The 18,627-nt window shown below is 72.1% G+C and carries 15 protein-coding genes and 1 tRNA gene; 7 read left to right on the forward strand and 9 right to left on the reverse strand.

The window, feature by feature from the left end:
* Positions 1 to 30: 30 nt before the first annotated feature.
* The 7 genes from WMF19_RS25745 to WMF19_RS25775 all read right to left on the reverse strand — a co-directional run bounded on the left by WMF19_RS25745 (position 31) and on the right by WMF19_RS25775 (position 9,151).
* Complete coding sequence (locus WMF19_RS25745; RefSeq protein WP_272093396.1) at positions 31 to 1,140, reverse strand: MlaD family protein; 1,110 nt, start codon at positions 1,138 to 1,140, stop codon at positions 31 to 33.
* Positions 1,141 to 1,175: 35 nt separating this feature from the next.
* Entirely contained in the window at positions 1,176 to 1,955 is a 780-nt protein-coding gene (locus tag WMF19_RS25750) for an ABC transporter ATP-binding protein (protein ID WP_437901535.1), read from the reverse strand.
* 36 nt (positions 1,956 to 1,991) lie between these two features.
* Positions 1,992 to 3,752 carry a single-stranded-DNA-specific exonuclease RecJ gene (gene recJ, locus WMF19_RS25755; RefSeq protein ID WP_437901536.1) on the reverse strand — a complete coding sequence of 587 codons (1,761 nt, stop codon included), beginning with the start codon at positions 3,750 to 3,752 and terminating at the stop codon, positions 1,992 to 1,994.
* 88 nt (positions 3,753 to 3,840) lie between these two features.
* A complete protein-coding gene (gene secF, locus WMF19_RS25760) occupies positions 3,841 to 5,085 on the reverse strand; it encodes a protein translocase subunit SecF (RefSeq protein ID WP_437901537.1) in 1,245 nt (414 codons plus the stop codon).
* 74 nt (positions 5,086 to 5,159) lie between these two features.
* Positions 5,160 to 7,313, reverse strand: a complete 2,154-nt coding sequence (gene secD, locus WMF19_RS25765; RefSeq protein ID WP_437901538.1) for a protein translocase subunit SecD — start codon at positions 7,311 to 7,313, stop codon at positions 5,160 to 5,162.
* Between the two features lie 55 nt (positions 7,314 to 7,368).
* Positions 7,369 to 7,803 (reverse strand): preprotein translocase subunit YajC, encoded by a 435-nt coding sequence (gene yajC / locus WMF19_RS25770; RefSeq protein ID WP_437901539.1) that lies wholly within the window; start codon positions 7,801 to 7,803, stop codon positions 7,369 to 7,371.
* A gap of 205 nt (positions 7,804 to 8,008) precedes the next feature.
* On the reverse strand, positions 8,009 to 9,151 hold the full coding sequence (locus tag WMF19_RS25775; protein WP_437322533.1) for a transketolase: 1,143 nt from the start codon (positions 9,149 to 9,151) through the stop codon (positions 8,009 to 8,011).
* A 463-nt stretch (positions 9,152 to 9,614) separates the two neighbouring features.
* On the opposite strand from WMF19_RS25775, the gene WMF19_RS25780 reads away from it, so the two are divergent.
* The 3 genes from WMF19_RS25780 to infC all read left to right on the forward strand — a co-directional run bounded on the left by WMF19_RS25780 (position 9,615) and on the right by infC (position 11,037).
* Positions 9,615 to 9,686: transfer RNA gene (locus WMF19_RS25780), tRNA-Val, on the forward strand.
* 33 nt (positions 9,687 to 9,719) lie between these two features.
* Complete coding sequence (locus WMF19_RS25785) at positions 9,720 to 10,073, forward strand: hypothetical protein (RefSeq protein ID WP_437901540.1); 354 nt, start codon at positions 9,720 to 9,722, stop codon at positions 10,071 to 10,073.
* A gap of 238 nt (positions 10,074 to 10,311) precedes the next feature.
* Positions 10,312 to 11,037 carry a translation initiation factor IF-3 gene (gene infC / locus WMF19_RS25790; RefSeq protein WP_437901541.1) on the forward strand — a complete coding sequence of 242 codons (726 nt, stop codon included), beginning with the start codon at positions 10,312 to 10,314 and terminating at the stop codon, positions 11,035 to 11,037.
* 198 nt (positions 11,038 to 11,235) lie between these two features.
* On the opposite strand, the gene WMF19_RS25795 is transcribed toward infC, so the two are convergent.
* Positions 11,236 to 12,774: a serine/threonine protein kinase gene (locus tag WMF19_RS25795; RefSeq protein ID WP_437901542.1), complete on the reverse strand. Its 1,539-nt coding sequence runs from the start codon at positions 12,772 to 12,774 to the stop codon at positions 11,236 to 11,238.
* Between the two features lie 182 nt (positions 12,775 to 12,956).
* A complete protein-coding gene (locus WMF19_RS25800; protein WP_437901543.1) occupies positions 12,957 to 13,643 on the reverse strand; it encodes an SMI1/KNR4 family protein in 687 nt (228 codons plus the stop codon).
* Between the two features lie 127 nt (positions 13,644 to 13,770).
* Between WMF19_RS25800 and WMF19_RS25805 the strand changes: the two genes are divergently transcribed.
* The 4 genes from WMF19_RS25805 (at position 13,771) to WMF19_RS25820 (ending at position 18,598) form a co-directional block, all read left to right on the forward strand.
* Entirely contained in the window at positions 13,771 to 14,034 is a 264-nt protein-coding gene (locus WMF19_RS25805) for a hypothetical protein (RefSeq protein WP_437901544.1), read from the forward strand.
* Positions 14,031 to 15,647, forward strand: coding sequence for a hypothetical protein (locus WMF19_RS25810; protein WP_437901545.1), 1,617 nt, complete (start codon positions 14,031 to 14,033; stop codon positions 15,645 to 15,647). The genes WMF19_RS25805 and WMF19_RS25810 overlap by 4 nt, the downstream gene beginning before the upstream one ends.
* Before the next feature lie 85 nt (positions 15,648 to 15,732).
* Positions 15,733 to 17,196, forward strand: a complete 1,464-nt coding sequence (locus tag WMF19_RS25815) for a hypothetical protein (RefSeq protein WP_437901546.1) — start codon at positions 15,733 to 15,735, stop codon at positions 17,194 to 17,196.
* A gap of 28 nt (positions 17,197 to 17,224) precedes the next feature.
* A complete protein-coding gene (locus WMF19_RS25820) occupies positions 17,225 to 18,598 on the forward strand; it encodes an FAD-dependent oxidoreductase (protein ID WP_437901547.1) in 1,374 nt (457 codons plus the stop codon).
* The last annotated feature ends 29 nt before the right edge of the window (positions 18,599 to 18,627 follow it).

Below are 18,627 nucleotides of genomic sequence, written 5' to 3' on the forward strand. Positions count from 1 at the left end.
GACGCTTGCGCGGGCGGCTCGGATGTGCCGCTAGGGCGACGGCGTGGCGCCGCCGACCTGGACCGCGGGCTTCTGCTCGTCCTGCTTGATCGAGTAGCGCACGAGCGCGCGGAGCACGTCGTTGCGCTGCACGTTGCCGAGGAGGCTCTTCATGTCCTCGTAGATCGAGGGATCGACCAGCAGGGCGCCGAGGGTCCCCTTGCCCGCCCTCATGTCGTGCACGATCGCCCGCAGATCGCCGGTCATCGCCGTCACGTTGGCGAGCGCCTCGGCGCCGTCGCCCTTGCCGCCGTAGAGCGCGTCGTGCGCGAGGCTGTCGCTCTCGCGGATGCCCCGCAGCGTCATGGCGACCTCGTCCGCCGCGTTCCCGAACTGCTGAACCTGCTTCTGCGGGCCGTCGCCATAGATGACGTCGTGCGCGAACCCCGGCCCCTCTTTGACCCGGGACACGACCCCCCGCACCTCGCGCACCGCGCCCGCGAGCTCCGTGCTGAGGCGGTCCAGGCTCTGCACGGTGCGCGAGATGCGCTCGGCCTCCTCGGGATCGGTCAGGAAGCGGTGCGGGTAGCCTTCCCCCTCGGTCACCTGCTTCATCAGCGTGTTCGCCGAGGCGACCGTCTCGCGGAGATCCCTGTGCAGCTTCTCGTCGGCGATGCTCTCCGAGACCTTCTGGATGTTGTCGAGCGTCGCCTCGGCCTTCTCGGCCATGCCGGTGACCTTGCCCATCACGTCGGTCGGCACCTCGCCGGGGATTTGCCCGCCAGGCGGCACCGAATCCGGGCTCTGCCCCTTCGTGAGCTCCAGCATCTTGTCGCCGAGCAGGCCCTTGTTCGCGATCTGGGCGACGCTGTCCGTCTTGATCCGGCTCGCCTCGCTCTCGACGATCTCGAGCTTCACATAGATCTTGGTGTCCTTCGGATCAGGGCCGTAACCGACCTCGGCGACGTGACCGATGTCGATGCCTCCCATGCGGATGGGCGCGCCCGGCTTCAGCCCCTGCACATCGGCGAAGTTCGTCGTGAAGCTGACGGAGGAGTCGAAGAGCCGCCGCTCGTCACCTATCAGGAAAATGACTACGGCGGAGAGTACGAGGCCCGCCAGCACAAAGAGTCCGACCTTCAGATCGCGCGCTCTGCCCATGCAGAAGGGCATCTTGCGCGATCTCGAGGGGATCGTCACGCGCCGAGAAGCGTCTGGACGTCCTCGTTCACCGGAGCGGTCCCGGTGATGAAATCGGCGACATGCGGATCGGTGGACGCCCGGAACTCGTCCGGGGTGCCGCTAGCGATGACCTCGCCGCGGAAGATCATCGCCATCCGATCCGAGATCGAGAAGGCGCTCTTCATGTCGTGTGTCACCACGATGCTCGTCACGTTGAGCGCCTGCTTCAGCCCCTTGATGAGGTGGTTGATGCGCTCGGTGTTGATCGGATCGAGGCCGGTCGTCGGCTCGTCGTAGAGCAGCACCTCGGGCTGCACCGCGATGGCGCGCGCGAGGCCGACGCGCTTCTTCATGCCGCCGGACAGGTCCCCCGGGCGCATCTGCTCGATGCCCGGCAGGCCGACGAGCGACAGCGCCCAGTTGACCCGATCCGCGATCTGCGCCTCGGTCATCTCCTTGCGGTAGTGCTCGTGCAGGCCGTAAGCGACGTTCTCACCGACCGATACCGAGTCGAACAGGGCGCCGCCCTGGAAGAGCATCGCGATGCGCTGGCGCACCCCGGCGATGCGCGACTCGCTCAGGCGCGTGATCTCTTCACCGTGAAATTGGATAGATCCATCGTCAGCGTCGAGCAGACGGATGAGCAGCTTGAGCATGACGCTCTTGCCGACGCCGGAGCCGCCCATGATGGTGATCGTCTCGCCCGGGTACACGTCGAGGTTCAGGTCGCGGTAGATGACCTTCGGACCGAAGGCCTTGCGCACACGCGAGAACCGGATCAGCGGCTCAGCCACGCGCTCACGCTAGCACGCCGCGGACGCCCGCCGCGCTCAGTCGGACGCGGCGACGTGCTCGATCCTGATCTCGACGGCGTCCCCGCCGCGCCAGGCGTCGCGCCGGAGGCGGCCCACCACGTCGACGCGCTTGCCGGTGAACCGCGGCGCGAGCTCGCCCAGCTCGAACCCGAAGCACGAGATCTCGCGGCGGGCGAACGTGAGCTCCAGCTTGAGGTGGCCCTTCAGGTTCCTCGCAGAGCGCACGGCCGCGCCCGGCACGAGGACGTACGACGGGCGGTTGCCCTCGCCGCACGGCTCGAGCCGCTCGAGATCGCGCGCCACGGCCGCCGGATCGTCGCGATCGTCGAGCCGGACGTGGGCGGCCGCGGACGCCGCGGCGGCCGGGAGGTCCTGCTCGCGGAAGGCGTCGCACCACGCCGCCCGGAGCGCCTCGACGCGATCGGCGCGCACCTCGACGCCGGCCGCGGCCTGGTGGCCACCGAAGCCGACGAGCTCGGCGCGGCATCGGGTGAGCGCGTCGTGGAGCCGCGCGCCCGCCGGACCGCGCACCGAGCCGCGCCCCTTCACGCCCTCGAGCGCGATCACGATCGTCGGCTTGCCGTAGCGCCCCGTGATCCTGCCAGCGACGATGCCGACCACGCCGGGGTGAAACCCCTGCCGCGCGATGACGATCGCAGGATCCCGATCGAACCCGGCGCGCTCGATCTCGGCGAGCGCGGAGGTCAGCATCTCGTCCTGGATCGCGCGCCGCTTCATCTGCGCCTGCTCCACCGTGGCGGCGAGCGCGGAGGCGGTGACGCCGTCGTGCGCGAGCAGGAGCTCCAGGGAGATGTCGGGATCGCCGAGCCGACCGGGCGCGTTGAGGCGAGGCGCGATCCGGAAGGCGACGTCCTCGGCGGACGCGCCGCGCCCGAGATCGAGGTTGGCGAGCGCCGCGAGCGCGCGGAGCCCTGGACGGGGCCCGGTCTGGAGCACGCCAAGGCCGGCCCGCACGAGCGCGCGGTTGTCGCCGGTCAGCGGAGCGACGTCGGCGACCGTGCCGATCGCCACGAGGTCGAGGTAGGGGCGGAGATCGAGCGACGAGCCGAGCTTCTTGCGCACGGCGGCCAGGAGCGAGAGCGCGAGCCCGCACGAGGCGAGCCCCTTGTACGGGAATCCGCAATCGGCGCGGTGCGGGTTCAGGAACGCGATCGCGGGGAGCGGCTCGGCCGGCACGAGGTGGTGATCGATGACGACGCAGTCGATGCCGGCCGCGCGGGCCGCGGCCAGCCGCTCGTGATCGCTGGAGCCGCAGTCGCACGTGATGAGCAGCGTGGGACCGGCGCGCATCACGCGCTCGAGCGCGGGCGCCGAGAGCCCGTAGCTGCCTTCGGCCCGCGTCGCGAGGAGCGGCACCACCTGGCCCGAGAGGGCGCGCAGCCCGCCGGTCATGATGGCGGTCGCGGTGATCCCGTCGCAGTCGTAGTCGCCGAAGACGGCGATCCGCTCGCCGGCGCGCACGGCGCGCGCGATCCGCTCCGCGCTCGCCTCGCGATCGGCCATCGCGTCCGGCGACGTGAGGTGCGAGAGCCGCGGGTCGAGGAAGCGCCGGGTCGCCTCGTCAGGCGCCCAGCCGGCCCGGTGCAGGATGTCCGCTACCGTGATCGACAGCCCGAGCTGGCGCGCCATCACGAGCGCCTCGGCCGACGCCTCGCCCGGATCCACGACGGGCGCGGCGCCCGGCGCGCCGGACAAAGCCGAGGCCGGCGCCTCGCGCTCGGGGAGCTCCCTCCACGCCTCGGTGGCCGTGCTCATCACAGAAGCGGGTACACCGGCGGGATGGATGCGTCCATGGCCTGGGGCGGCTCAGGCCGCGCGTCCACGCGCGGCCACGGCGAGGCGCTCAGACGACCGCGTCGGCGCGCTTCTGCGTGCGGACGCGGCTGACCTTCTTGCTGCGCTTGCCCGCGTTCGAGCCGAAGAACCGGCGGTCGATCCACTCGGTGAGCGGCGCCGCGACGTAGATGGACGAGTAGGTCCCGACGGCGATCCCGACCACGAGCGTGAACGCGAAGTCCTTGATGACGCCCGTGCCGTAGAAGAGGAACATGACGAGCGACAGCAGCGTCGTCATCGACACGAGGATCGTTCGCCCGAGCATCTCGGAGAGCGAGAAGTTGATGACGGCCGCGAAGCTCATGTCGCGGTGCTTCCCCAGGTTCTCGCGTATCCGGTCGTAGACGACGACCGTGTCCGTGATCGAGTAGCCGACGATCGTGAGCAGCGCGGCGACCGTGGAGAGGGTGATCTCCCGCTGCGTGATCACCATCGCGCCGAGCGCGATGCCCACGTCGTGCACGAGCGCGACGATGCCGCCGGGCGCGAACCGGATGTCGAACCGGAACGCGATGTACGCCATGATGAAGAAGATCGTGATGGCGACGCTCTTGATGGCCGCGTCGCGCAGCTGCGCGCCGGCCTTCGGGCCGATCCACTCGACCCGGAGCGCCTGCTCGGGCACCTTGTCCGCGCCGAGGTGCTCCCGGAGGCCATCCATCAGCTGGTCGCCCTTCGACTTCAGGTGGAGCTCGACCTTGTGGTCGCGCTCGCTCACGACGAGCGGGTTGTTCGCGCCGGCCCTGAGCTCGACCCCCTCGATGCCCTCGAGCTGCTTCCTGATCCCCTCCAGGTCGGGCGCGACGTCGTAGCGCGTGGAGATCTTGTCGCCGCCGGGGCTGAACTTGACCTCGGTGGCGCGCACGGCGGGCGGGCAGCGGTCCTCGGGGACGGAGCCGTTCTCCGGCGGCAGGCACATCCGGTCGCGCACCGCTGTCTTCTGCTGCTCCGACAGGGTCGAGACCTCGTGGACCCGGATGAGGTAGCGGTTCGGGTTGGCCTGATCCGCGACGGACACGATGTCCGGGGAGTCGAAGCCCGACTTGGTGACGGCCTCGCGGACCTCGGCGCTCGAGACCGGAGCCCGGAAGGCGACCTCGATCTCGGTGCCTCCCTTGAAATCGGTCCCGAGCTTAGGCCCCGGCACGAAGAACGAGATGATCGACAGGATGAGCAGCACCGCGCTGAGCCCGATGAAGAGCCAGCGCTTGCTCATGAAGTCGAACTGACGGCCAGGTTTGATGAGTTCCATCGTCGTGTCTCAATCGGAGAGCCGCTCGCGCGTTCTCCCTCAAAGGTCGGAGATCGGCTCGCGCGCCCTCGTTCTCAGCCGAGCGAGAGCGTCTTGATCTTTCGGCCGCGGACCGCCCAGTCGAACATCAGGCGGGTGCAGACGACCCCGGTGAACAGGCTGATCGCGATGCCGACGATCAGCGTGATCGCGAAGCCCTTGATGGGCCCGGTGCCGTACTGCGCGAGGATGAGCCCCGAGAGCAGCGTGGTCACGTGGCCGTCGAGGATGGCGCTGAACGCCTTGTCGTAGCCGACGTCGACCGCGGCGCGCGGGCTCTTGCCGGCCCTGAGCTCCTCCCGGATGCGCTCGTTGATCAGCACGTTGGCGTCGACCGCGATGCCCATCGTGAGCACCAGGCCGGCGATGCCGGGCAGCGTCATCGACGCCCCGAACATCGCGAGGACGGCGATCTGCAGGATGAGGTTGAAGATGACGGCGATGTCCGCGATGAGCCCCGCGCGGCTGTAGATCACCACCATGAACACGACGACGAGCACGCCGCTCGCGATGGCCCCCTTCATGCTCTGCTGGATCGCGTCCTTGCCCAGCGACGGGCCGATGCGCTGCTCGTTCGAGGGCGAGATCGGGGCCGGCAGCGCGCCCGACCGGAGCACCAGCTCGAGCTTGCGCGCGTCCTGGAGCTGCTGATCCGGGTTCTGCGAGCCCATCGTGATCTGCGCGCGGCCGCCGCCGATCTTCGTCTGGATGACCGGCGCGCTCTCGACCTTCTCGTCGAGGATGATGGCGAAGCGCCGCTTGACGTTCCTGCCGGTGATGTCCTCGAACCGGTCGGCGCCGGTCGGGGTGAAATCCATCGACACGTACCAGCCGCCGAGGCCGCCGTCGCGCTGATCCGGGAGCGCCTGCGCGTCGCGCACCATGTCGCCCGTGATCTCGGCCTTGCTGAAGAGGAAGTACGTCCGCCAGCCGATCTCCTCGATGGCGTCCTTCTCCTCGTTGAACTCGTACAGCTTGCCGTAGCCGACCTCGTTGTCCGCCGGGACCTGGAGCGTCCCGACCCACTCGCGCAGCCGCTTCAGCGTGTCGCGCATCTCCTCGTGCTCCGCGCGCACCATCCGCGCGAAGTGGACCGGCTTCGTCTTCCCGGGGCCGACCGGCGCGTTCTCGATCGAGAACGTCAGCCCCTTCGGGAGGTCCTCTTCCTTGGCGCTCCTCGCGATCGGCTCGAAGAAGTCGTGGTCGTCGTCGACCATCTTGAACTCGAGCCGCGCGGTCTGGCTGATGATCTCCCGGATCGTGGCGAACGCGCTCTCGTCGTCGCCGGGGACCTCGATGATGACGTCCTCGTCGCGCGTGGAGACGCTCGCCTCCTTGAGGCCGAGCCCGTCGACGCGGCGGAGCACCGTCTCCTTGGCCTGCGACACCGCCCGGTCGCGGATGGTGCTCGAGACCTCGTCGCGGATCCGGAACTTCGCCACGCGGCGATCCGCCGAGCGCACGAGCTGCAGCTCGTGCAGGAACTTCGCCAGGAACTCGTCGTTGATTTTCTCGGAGTCCGCCGGGTCGTTGAACGTGATCACGATCGTGTCCGCCTGCTCGCGCGACTTCTCGATGCGGAGCTTCGTCTGGAGCTTCTGCATCTCCTCGATCGTCGGCGGCTTGTCGCCCTCGTGGAACCCGAACGACCTCGCGAGCGCCGCGCGCAGGTCGTCGTAGTACCGATCCCGCTTGTCGCTGATCGCCTCGTCGACGTCGACCGTGTAGACGAGGCGGAGGCCGCCCTTCAGATCGAGCCCGCGCACCAGGCGGAACGGGATGTTCGAGGTCAGGAAGCGGCTGAACCCGAGCTCGCCCGCCCTCGCCTGGGTCTCCTGCTCCGCCACCTCCTCCGACGAGAGGCCTGTGTGGACAGGACGGCCGTACCGCTCGTCGTGGTAGGTCGGGTAGATGGCGAGCGCCGAGCCGAGCGCCAGGAACAGCACGAAGCCCGTCTTTGCCCGCCACGCGAAATCGATCCACGGCCCGGTGCAGAGCAGCGCCCACGGCACCATCAGGCCGAAGGTCGCGAGGGCCCAGAACACGTGGTAGTGGGCCGCGATCGCGGCGGCGCCTGCGGAGAGCGCCGCCCAGGCGAAGACGCTGCGCTTCGATCGGCTGAGCCACGCGCCGAGGACGCACAGGCCGGCGACGCCGGCGAACCCGTACTGAAAGATGTTTAGGAGCATGGAGTGGGGCGCCGCGGGGGCGGTAAAAAAGCTTCCTGTTGGGCCGAGCGCCGGCCTACGACTTCTTTTCCTTCGCCGCGTCGGCGACCTTGGCGTCCGCCGCCGCGACCTCGCCCGGGTCGGGGCCCTGGATCGCGCTCTTCAGGATCTGCACGTTCACGCCAGGGGCGATCTCCAGCTTCACCCTGGGCGAGTTCGGGCTGATGTCGACGATCCTGCCGAGGAGCCCGGACTGCGTGGCGACCCGGTCGCCCGCCTTGAGGTTCGACTCGAGCTGCTTCTGCTTCTTGTTCTGGCTCCGCGTCATCACGAAGATGAGCAGCAGCGGCAGCGCCAGGATGAGGAACTGGAAGGCCCCTCCGCCGAACGGCGAAGAAGGCGGCGCCTCCTGCCCTCCGGACGGCGGCGATTGACCTTCGACCGGCGTCGCGGGCGCGTTGCCCGCTCGCCCGGGGGCGGCGTTCGGCTGGAACCAGTTTGAGCTTGCCAAGGTGACGCGTGTCTCCGGGCCCCGACGGGCTCGCCCGCAAATTGCGGGCCTCTCCCAACCCCCCGGGGCCCGCCTCCATACCCAGGATCCAAGGGTCGCGCAAGGAGCTAGGCGGGCAGGCTCACCCGGGCGTCCGGGGAATGCAGCCTGGCGGCGTTTTCCGTACCCATTCCGCGGCTGTGTTCCCTTCCGCTGCCGCGCGGCGTCAGCCGTCGCTGCCGAACACGATGTGCCGGCGAGCGCGCTCCCCGCTCGCGATCTCCGCGAGCGAGAGGCGCACGTCGCGCTCGGTGATGGTGCCGTCGATCGTCGCGAACGTCGCGGAGAGGATCGGCGGGATGCGCCCGACGCCGGGGAAGCCCGGGGCCCAGGTGATCGCGTCCGCGAACGCCGCCTTCACCCCGGCGGCGACCGGCCCGTACGGCGCGAGCGGCACGTCGAGCGGCTCCAGGACCACGACGGCCTTGGCCCGCCCGAGCGTCTTCACCACGTCGGCGCCGAAGAACGGGCGGAGCGCGCGCACGCCCACGAGGCCGACGCGGCGGCCCTGCGCGCGCAGGCTGCGCACGACCTCGCGGGCCGCCGGGAACGCGCAGCCGACGACGACCAGGATCTCCTCCGCGTCCGCGGTCTCGACGCGCTCGATCGCGCCGAGCGGCCTGCCGGTCAGCTCGCAGAGCTCCCGCATCGCGCTGGCGAGCGCGAACGGGACGCGCGCGCAGAAGCCCCGCTCGGCCCGCTTCCGGACGACGCCGCGGCCCTGCGGCCGAGGCCCGCCGTCGCCGTCGCTCTCGCCCGGCGCCGCGTCGGTGAAGGTCGGCGCGCTCCGCTCGGAGCCGAGGAAGCGCGCAGCGAGCTCGCGCGCCCCGCCGAGGGCCGAGACGTCCGACGGCAGCGCGTCGACGAGGTGCAGGAACGGCGTCTCGCTGTCCTCCGCGGCGCGCCGCGCCACGAGCGTCATGTCGGCCGCCTCCTGGCTGCTCCAGGTCACGAGCACCCCCGCGCCGACGTCGAGCGCAGGCGCGAGCTCGTCGCGCCCGACCGCGAGCCCGCCGCGCCGCTCGATGACGTGAACGGTGACCGGCGTCCGCACCGCCGCCGCCTCGCCGAGCGCGGCGAGCGCCCCGACGAGCTCGTGGGCGCCCAGCACGACGCTCGCGCGCTGCCCGGCGCGCGTGCGCGCGGCGGCGCCGCGGATCGCCTCGCTGGCGCACGCGGCGCGCTCGATCGGCAGATTGCCGGGCACCGCCGCGTGCGCGGCGAACAGCGCGCTCCCCGCGGCCACCTCGACATGTGCGATCACCGCCGCCGGATCCGGCGGCGAGCCTAGACCGTCAGGCCCTGCCATCCAATCGTTCGTCGCCCGAGCCGCACGCGAGGTCAAGCGCGAGCGCGATCGGCCTCCGCGCAGCGGCCGGCCTGAAGTAGCGCGGCGATCGCGATCTTCGGTGTCCGGACGTAACTCCGGGAATTCATGCTCCCACCGCGCAATGCGCTTCCGCCGCGCGCGGCTGCCGAGGGGTCGCTCGCGCGGCACGTCGAGCGCGAGCGCGCCCTGGAGCCCGCCGCGATCGGCCTGAGGCTGCCCGCCGGCTCGTCGACCCATCGACGGGACGGTTCGACGTCGGCTGCTCGACCAGGCGGCGGGGGCGGGGCGAGTACGGCCGCCGCCCGAGCCCTTGCACTACGAATCCGTCACCAGGCCGCCACGACAAAAGCGACCCCACGAAACATATCGCTTGACGGACTTCACCCCCCTTGATAGGAGGCGCTCTCCGTTTCGTCGGCACCGGGCCGAGCGGGCGGGACATAGGCGCGTAGCTCAGTGGTAGAGCACTACCTTGACACGGTAGGGGTCGCCGGTTCGAAACCGGCCGCGCCTACAAATCAGCAGGTGACCTAGCCTGCGAGGTTTCATGGCCCTCGATCAGACAGCCCTGGCCGCCTCGGCGGCCCGCACCACGGTGCGCAAGGCTCTCGTGGACGACATCGCCAGGAACCGCCCCATCCCCGGCGCCCACGTCAACGGGCGCCTCATCGATCTTCACACACACTTCCTCTGCGACGACGTGGCCCGGATCGGGCTGGGCCGGACGAGCGATCCGGATGGCCCTTGCGTCGTGCGGCGCTCGACGGAGCACGTCGTGACCGCCCCCGGGTCGCGCGACCTCGAGAAGGACCTCGCGGCGATGCCGTTCGAGGAGCTCGCCGACCGGCGAGCCGCAGCGTGGAAGCTCCCCCGGCGCGCCGTGAGCGCATCGGGTTCGTGACCTCCCGCTCCGGCCGGCCCCTCTCGCCCGGCAGGCCCTTCCCCACCCCCGTCGAGCCGGGCACGCCACGGCCCGGAGCGCCCATGCGCCGCGGCGCTCGTCCTGCTTGCCGCCGTTGCCTGCGGCGCAGAGTCGGGCGACATTGTCGTGGTGATGGACGCCACGACCGGGCTCGGTCGCGGAGCGGCGGCCCGTCGCTTTCAAGAGCACAGAACACAAGGAGGCAGCGAAATATCACATGGCGATGAGACGCTTCGACCCTCGGCAGGCCCAGCGGGGGCCGCAGATCCGCATCAACCAGCGCATCCGCGTCCCGGAGATCCGCGTCATCGGCGATGATGGCGAGATGCTCGGCATCATGCAGACCCACGAGGCGCTGCGCCGAGCACAGGAGAAGGGGCTCGACCTCGTCGAGGTCAACCCGAAGGCGGATCCCCCGGTCTGCAAGATCCTCGACTTCGGCAAGTACAAGTACGACGAGAAGAAGAAGGCCCGCGAGGCGAAGCGCAAGCAGAGTGTGGTGGAGATCAAGGAGATCAAGCTCCGTCCCAAGACGGACGACCACGATCTCGAGTTCAAGACCCGGGCTGCGCATCGATTCCTCGGCGCAGGCCACAAGGTGAAGTTCACGGTGCGCTTCCGCGGCCGCGAGATCACCCACCCGGAGAAGGCGCAGGAGCAGCTCGACTGGATCGTCCAGCACTGCGAGGAGATCGCGAACGTCGAGGTGCGCCCCATGATGGAGCAGCGCACGATGACGCTGATGATGGCGCCCAAGCCGGCGATCCTGCAGAAGGTGGCCCAGGCCCGCGCCGCCGCGGAGAAGGCTCGCCAGAAGGCGATCCAGGAAGGGCGCGCCGCTCCTTCCCAGGACGACACGGAGGACGAGGAGATCGAGAAGCTCGAGAGGGAGCTCGAGGAGCAGGACGACGACGACGACGACGAGGCGGAGGGGACCGAGTAACGCATCCGGCGAGAGAGCGCGCCACGACGCCGATCACGGTGCGGCGCGCCTCGCAGGGGCGGCGTGTAATCGTGTGTTGAGGCGTGTTGACGCGTCTTGACGCGTGTTGAGATGCGCCAGGCACGTCGCCGCCGCGCGGCACGCAGCGCGCCCATGGCTCGGCCGTGGGCGCCGCAGGAGCACGCTCCCTTCGCCGGGTCAGTGCGGGATCAGGCCGCCGAACCACGCGCCTGCGGCGAGGGCGGCGAGCGTGGCGACGAGCAGCACGGCCTTCACCGCGCCGCCCCCGGTCCTGGCTGGAGGGGCCGGATCCGGCTCCAGGTCGCGCGGCGTGGCCGGTACGAGCGGCGCGAGCGGCGGCGGCAAGGGCGGCGCAGGGCGCTGCACCTCGGGTACGGGCTGCGGGGAGGCCAGGGTCGGCACGGCTCGCCTCTCGAGCGGCGGATGCGCCAGCGCAGGCGGCGCGAGCAGCGGCCCCGCGGGCCTGGACGAGGGACCTCCGGATGGAGGGGCAAGCGGAAGGCCGAACCCCGTCTCCTCGAGCGCGGCGAGGTTGCCCTCCTCGACCGACACGGTGGCGAGGGACCGCCGCATGACGTCCTCCCCCGGCGCCGAGAGCTTGTCCCCCGGCGCCGAGAGCTTGATCTCGTCGGCCCACTTGCCGATGTCCTCGAAGGCCGAGATCTTGAGCGGCTCGTTCAGGCGCGTGGTGCTCGGCGCCGCCTTGTCGTCCGGGAGCGACGTGAACTCGAGCAGCGTCTCCTCGATGAGCCTGTCGATGAACGACGCCTTGTCCGACGTGGGGGCCCGCTTCCGGAGCGCCATGGCGCTGCGGACGTGCTCGGCGATGTCGTAGGCGCTGACGGGCCTGCCGAACCTGTACAGGAAGGTCGTGAGATCCCGTCCGAGCTCGCGCGCCGAGGCGTAACGTTCCCCGGGATCGCGGGCCAGCGCGCGGGCGATGATGCGATCGAGCTCGGGGGGAACCGCCCTGTTGCTCTCGGAGAGCGGCGGGATCTGGGCCTGCTGCACGAGCTTGACCGTCTGGTAGTCGGTGTCGCCGAGGAAGAGCCGCTTCCCGGAGAGCATCTCCCAGAGGATCGCGCCGAGCGCGAAGATGTCGGTGCGGTGATCGACCTCCTGGCCCTGCGCGGCCTCGGGCGAGAGGTAGCTGAACTTGCCCTTGATGATCCCGGCCTCGCTCTTCTCGAGCTGGCTCGTCGCCTTCGCGAGGCCGAAGTCGACGATCTTCACCTCGCCGTACTTCGTGATGAGCACGTTCGGAGGCGACATGTCCCGGTGGACGATCTGGAGCGGATGCCCGTCGGCCCCCTTGAGCTCGTGGGCGTACGTGAGCCCCTCGCAGAGCTTCGCCGTGATGAACACGGCGGACTCGACCGGGAGGGTGCGGCCGGCCTTGCGCATCGACTCGAGGACCGCCTTGAGGTCGGCGCCGTCGACGTACTCCATCACGATGAAGTACGCGTTGTCGCCGACGCCGATGTCGAACACCTGCGCGACGTTGGAGTGAGAGAGGTGCGCAGACAGCCGCGCTTCGTCGAGGAACATCGCGATGAAGCGCTTCTTCTCGCTGAGGTGCGGGAGCACGCGCTTGATCGCGACCTGCTTCTTGAACCCCTCGATCCCGGCGCTCTCCGCCAGGAAGACCTCGGCCATGCCGCCCGAAGCTAGCCGCTCGATGACCCGGTAGCGCTGCTGCTGGTGGGCATCCGTCATGGTCCACCTAGTACACCACGTCCCACGCTTCGCGCGGAAACAACCGGCTCGTCTTCATCGGAGCCCGCGGTCGAAGCGCGCAAAGAGTGCGGTCTGCGACGGTCGCGCACGAGCGCGCCGTGTACGCGGGACGCAGCCTTGCGCGGGCGTCGCAGCGGCCGGGCTCGGGGGGCGAGGCTCGCTCAGCCGGTGAGCGCGCTCCGCAGGAGCGGGCGAGGTGCAGGTGTGAGCGGCACCGCCACCGCGCGCACGCGGCTCCGCGACGCGACCGCGCCGCGCGCGAGCGCCGCGGGCTCGATCTGCGCGACGGCGCGCCTGCGGCGATCGTCCAGCTCCGCGGCGAGCATGTCCTTCACCATGTCGAGGAGCTCCGGGAAGCCCGACAGGCGCAGCCCGACGTCGTTCGTCCAGAGGATGATCTCGAGCTCTCCGTCAGGCGCCCTCGCCTCGGGATCCCACGCGAAGACCGTCTCGGCCGCCGCGTCGATGCCGAACGGGACGAGCGCGCTCCGCGCACCATAGCGGCCGCGCACGGTCGCCGATGCGCCGTCGCGCTCGCCCGCGCCGCGCACCTCTTCGCCCTCGCAGTGCTCGAGCACCATCCGCCCGACGTCCATGTACGAGCCGCGCGCGAGCGCGCGCACCCCGAGCAGGCTGGCGCCGGCGAACAGCTGCGGCCAGCCGTCGTGCCGCGAGAGCAGCTCCCGATAGCTCGGCGGCAGCGCCATCCCGAGGCGCCGCTCGACGCCGGCGATCGCCTCCTCGGAGGCCCCGGCCGGCGGCGCGATCGGCATTCCCCGCCGTGGATCCATCCGCGCGAGCTCCAGCTTGAGCGCGCGGATGCGGTGCATCGACTCGAGCCACTCCATGCGCGCGACCCTACGCGCGCGGCGCCGGAAGGAGCAAAAAACGAGCGACGCTCCGCCCCGCCGTGCAGGCGCAACCCGAGGGACACACGCGCTTGACAGTCGTTGGGGTCAGCGGCACGGTGCTTGCGTGGCTGGCTTGGGCTCCTGGGCATCGCTTCGCACCGCGTTCGTCGTGGCGGGCGCCACGTTCGTCGTCGCGTCGCTCGCGACCGCGTGCCTCGACTACGCGGGCGAGGAGCTGTTCGATCAGTGCGACACGCCGGCGGCGCCGCTCCCCGGCTCGGGGTCCGGCTCGGGCGCCACCACGAGCGCCGGGGCGGCCACCGTGGATCAGCCGGACTGCGGCGCGCCGACGCACGCGCCCGGCTCGGGATCCGGCTCGGGCTCGTGAGGGACGAGCGGCGCGAGCTGCTCGAGCTCGCCGCGCTCACCGCCGCCGCGCTCGCCTCGCGCCTGCTCTTCCGCATCGATCACGACGAGGACATCGACGCGCTCCGGTTCGCGCTCGGCGTGGAGCGGTTCGACGTGGTCGAGCTCCGCCCGCACGCGCCGTATTACCCCGTGTTCGTCGCGGCGGCGAAGGGGCTGGCGCTGCTCGGCGCGACGCCGCGCGCGGCGCTCGCCCTCGTCAGCGCCGCGTCGGGCGCGGCCGCCGTCGCCTTCACCGCCCTGCTCGCGCGCGACGTCGCCGGGCCGCGCGCCGCGGTGTTCGCCGGGGTCCTCGCGCTCGCGTCGCCGTTCCTCTGGCTGTCGTCCGAGAAGCTCCTCAGCGACATGGCCGGCACCGCGACGGTGACCGCGGCGCTCTGGCTGTGCGCCCGCGCGAGGCGCCTCCGCGGCGCGCAGATCGCCGCTCCGGCCGCGCCGCTGGACACCGCCGCGGAGGCGCGCGCGGCGCGCACGCGCACCTGGGCGCTCGTGCTGCTCGGCGTCGGGCTCGGCGTGCGGCTCTCGTACTTCCCGTTCGCGCTGGCTTGCCTCGCCGTCATCGCCCGCGGCGAGGGCGGCCGCCTCGCGTGGCTCGCGCGCGGCCGCGACCTCGCGGCCGGCGCGCTCGCGTGGCTCGTGCCGCTCGTGCTGATCGCGACGCCGCGCGACCTCGTCGCGACGACGTGGGTCCAGGGGCTCGGGCACTTCACCCGCTGGGGAGGGACGGCGATCACCGTCTCGTCGCCGCTCGATCGCCTCCGCGGCGTGATCTGGGGGATCTGGGCCAACGGGCTCGGCGGAGCGTGGCCTGACGCGCCGGCGGCGCGCTGGCTCGGCGCGCCCCTCCTGATCGCGCTCCTCGCCGCCGGCGCGCTCCGCGTCGCTTCGCTCCGGCGGGCCGCGCGCGCGCTGCGCGAGCAGCCCGAGCTCTGGGCCTCGGCGTTCGCTTATTTCCTCTGGGCGCTCCTCGGGCAAAACATCGCCTACAAGCCGCGGCACTGGCTCCCGCTCGTCCCGCTCCTCCTCGTCGCCATGGCCGCCGGCGCAGCGGCCCTCTCGGCGGCGCGCCCCGCGGCGGAGGGCGCTCCGGGCCGGCGCGCGCTCCGCGGCGCCGCGCCCTTCGCCGTCGTCGCCGCCCTCGCGGCGCAATGGCTCGCCGACGCGATCTCGCTCGCTCGCCAGCACCAGGCGCCCTCGCCGGCGGCCGCGATCGTGCGCTTCCTCCGCGACGCCGGCGCGCCGCCGCGCCCGGTGCTCACGCGCGACCTGGACCGGATGATCCAGGAGGGCGCGCCGGGCCGGCTGCCGGTGCGCGTCCGCGACGACGCCGCGCTCGTCCGCGGCGTCGAGCAGGCCGGGCCGGGCGGCGCGCTCATCACCAGCGAGGCGCTTTCGCAGGAGGCGCGCGACGCGCTCGCAGGCCGCGGCTACACGATCGCGATCCGCTTCGAGCTCCCGCGCTCGCGCTACGTCGACGCGCTCTGGAGCGACCTCGCCCTGCTCGAAGCGCTGCCCGCCGGACCTCCGGCAGGCGGCGCGCTCTCACGCGCGCCGCGCGGCGCGCCCCCTCGCTGAAAACGAGGTTGACCTCCGTTTTCAAGGGCGCGAAGACTCCCGCCCCTCCGGGCTCCCGGTCCTCGTCATGAAAGCGATCTCGTCCTTGTGGCCTCGCTCCGCGGGCGTCGTCCTCGGCGCGCTGCTGCCCTTCGCCGCCGCGGCGCAGCCCGCGCCTGCCACGCAGCCCGCGCTTGCCGCGCAGCCGGCGCTTGCGCCGCAGCCGGCGCCCGCCACGCCGCCCGCGCTTAGCGCGCAGCCGGCGCCCACCGCCCAACCCGCGCCCACCGCCCAACCCGCGCCCACCGCCCAGCCCGCGCCGGACGGCCCGGTCCTCGACCTGCCGCCCGAGCACGCCGCGCTGCCGCCGGAGCCCCGGAAGCCCGCGGTCGGTCTCGGCGCCGGAGAGGCGCCCGAGCACGAGCTCGTCCGCGGCCTGACCGAACAGCGGTTCCGAAGCGCCGGAGCGAGCGCCAGCAGCACCTCCGTCGGCGGCTACGGCGAGGTGCATGTCCGCGGCACGACGACCGGCCGCGAGGGCGAGCGCGCGTGGGTCGCCGATATCCCTCGCCTCGTGCTCTTCGTGGCGCACGAGTTCACCGCCGACATCCGGTCCTATGTCGAGCTCGAGGTCGAGCACTCGATCTCCTGCGCGAGCTGCCCGGGCGCCGCGGAGCTGGAGCAGGCCTACATCGAGTGGAACGCTGTAGGCCGCGCCCTCGGGCTGCGCGCGGGCCTCGTGCTCGTCCCGATGGGGATCATCAACCAGTGGCACGAGCCGCCGGTGTTCCACGGCGTGGTCAGGCCCAAGGTCGATACCCTCGTCATCCCCTCGACGTGGCGCGAGATCGGGATCGGCGCGTTCGGGCAGCCGCTCGACTGGCTGCGCTTCGAGGCCTACGCCATGACCGGCCTCGATCCGCTCGGCTTCCGCGCGGGCGGCCTCGCCGGCGGGCGGCAGAACGGCGGGCTCGCCCGCGCCAACGCGTGGGCGGCCGTCGCGCGCGTCGAGGCCGAGCCGCTGCTCGGGGTCGTCGCAGGCGCGTCGGTGTACGCGAGCGACGCTGGCCCGAACGGCGAGGGCAAGTTCTTCCTTCGCGATGGCACCCCGGTGGATCTCTCGGTCCCGGTCCTCGGCTGGTCGCTCGACGCGCGCTGGCGCAGGAGCGGCCTGGAGACGCGGATCCTGTTCGCCGAGTGGCACCTCCCCGAGGCGCGCGCCCTGATGGTCTCGTTCAACGGGAGCGGCGCGCCGAACTTCATCGATCCCACGAGCCCCGTGGCCACCCGGATCCGCGGCGGCTATGTCGAGGCCGCATACGACGTGCTCCGCCCGCTCGGCGTGAGCCACGAGCTCCTGCCGTTCGCGCGCGTCGAGGCGTACGACACGCAGTCCGCGGTCCCCGAGGGCTACAAGGCCAACGCCTCGTACGGCGTCCGCGAGCTCACGCTCGGCGCGTCGTACCGGCCCACCCAGGGGGTCGTCGTGAAGGCCGACTACCAGCTGCGCGACCGCACGCTCGGGTTCGATCAGACGCAGCTCAACCTCGGCCTCGGGTTCATGTACTGAGCGCGCCGGATACGGACACGGGCACGCCATGTCACTCCGCCCAGACGACGCCGGGCCCGAGCGCCTCGTGGTCGGCGCCGGCATCTCCGGCCTCTACGCCGCGCTGCTGCTCGCGCGGGCCGGCCGGCGCGTGCGCCTCCTCGAGCGCGCGGCGCGGGCCGGCGGGCTCGCCGGCGCCGAGACGTTCCGCGGCCTGCCGTGCGATCTCGGCTCGCACCGGCTCCACCCGGCAGCCCTCGATCAGCCGCTCTTCCGCGAGGTGCACGCGCGCTCCCCGTTCCTCTCGCGCCCGCGCCGCGGGGTGCTCGTGCTCGGCGAGCGCCACGTCCCCTACCCGCCGAGCGCGCCCTCGATGCTCCGCGCGCTCGGCCTCCGCGCCGGCGCCGCCATGGGCCTCGGGTTCGTGGCGCAGCGCGGTCGCCGCGCGGCCTTCGCCCGCTGGGAGCACGACCGCGCCCGCGCCGGCGACGACGTCGGCTTCGAGCGGTTCGTGCGCGACCGCGTCGGAGCGGCGGCCTACGCGTCGTTCTACCGGCCGTACGCCGAGAAGGTCTGGGGCATCCCGCCGTCGGAGCTCTCCCAGACCGTCGCGAAGAAGCGGATCAGCACGACGAGCCCGCTCGCGCTGTTCAAGGGGCTCGCCCGCGGTCGCGGCGGCGCCGCGGCGGATCTCGCGCGGTTCATCTACCCGCCGGCGGGCATCTCGTCCCTCGTCACGTACCTCGAGGCGCGCCTCGCCGAGGCCGGCGTCCGGGCCGAGTGCGGGACCGCCCTCGGCCTGGCCGGGGCGGGCGCGCGCGCCGGCGCGGCGCCGATCCTGTTCGCCGGTGATCTCGCGGATCTCGTGCCCGACGCGCCCCTCGAGCACCGCGGGCTCTACCTGGTCTACCTGGCGTACCCGCGCGCGCGGCTCGGCGCCCCGGAGACGTACTACTGCCCCGACCCGCGCTTCTGGTTCGGCCGCGTCTCCGAGCTGCAGAACTACGCGCCCGATCTCCGCCGCCCGGGAGAGACGGTGCTGTGCGTCGAGATCCCCGAGGGGGCCTGGGGCAGCGGGCGCGACTTCGCCTCGGGCCCGCCGCTCGAGGCGCTGCTCGACCAGCTCGTGCGCGCCGGCATCGCCCCGCGCGGGGTGGCGCCGCTCGAGGCCCGGCAGCGCTTCGTGCCCCGCGTATACCCGCTCTACCGGCGCGGCTGGCTGCGGGACTGGCGAGCCGCGATGCGCCGCGCCGCCGCGCTCGGCGTGGTCCCCTTCGGACGGCAGGCGCTCTTCCTGCACTGCAACCTCGATCACTGCGCCGCGATCGCGGCCGACGCGGTGGCGCACGTCGAGGCCGGCCGCAGCCCGGAAGCGTGGGCGCTGAACGCCGAGCGCTACCTGGATGTGCAGGTGCGCGACTGACGCCCGCGCCGCCGGATCCGCGGCCCAAA

The sequence above is a fragment of the Sorangium sp. So ce124 genome (genome assembly GCF_051525235.1).
Lineage (GTDB): Bacteria > Myxococcota_A > Polyangia > Polyangiales > Polyangiaceae > Sorangium > Sorangium atrum.